The following is a 437-nucleotide window of genomic DNA, read 5'->3' as shown; positions in this document are numbered from 1 at the left end:
ACAGAACTTAATGAGTATTCACTCTTTGCAGAGTCTAATGCAGTCCGGGTCCCCATCGTCTAGAGGCCTAGGACACCGCCCTTTCACGGCGGTAACAGGGGTTCGAATCCCCTTGGGGATACCACTTTCTTTTTTCGAAAAGAGCAAAGCGTTAAGTTTTAGCCTACAGAACTTAATGAGTATTCACTCTTTGCAGAGTCTAATGCAGTCCGGGTCCCCATCGTCTAGAGGCCTAGGACACCGCCCTTTCACGGCGGTAACAGGGGTTCGAATCCCCTTGGGGATACCACTTTCTTTTTTCGAAAAGAGCAAAGCGTTAAGTTTTAGCCTACAGAACTTAATGAGTATTCACTCTTTGCAGAGTCTAATGCAGTCCGGGTCCCCATCGTCTAGAGGCCTAGGACACCGCCCTTTCACGGCGGTAACAGGGGTTCGAA

2 tRNA genes are annotated in these 437 nt (G+C 49.4%); both read left to right on the top strand.

Annotation, left to right across the window (positions count from 1 at the left end):
• Window positions 1-48: 48 nt before the first annotated feature.
• Window positions 49-124 (top strand) — tRNA-Glu (locus tag K5Q73_RS21470).
• Window positions 125-213: 89 nt separating this feature from the next.
• Window positions 214-289, top strand: a tRNA-Glu gene (locus K5Q73_RS21465).
• Window positions 290-437: the final 148 nt, after the last annotated feature.

The organism is Shewanella sp. MBTL60-112-B2 (assembly GCF_019655055.1).
GTDB lineage: Bacteria > Pseudomonadota > Gammaproteobacteria > Enterobacterales > Shewanellaceae > Shewanella.
This window is presented reverse-complemented; position numbering and strand designations above follow the sequence as displayed.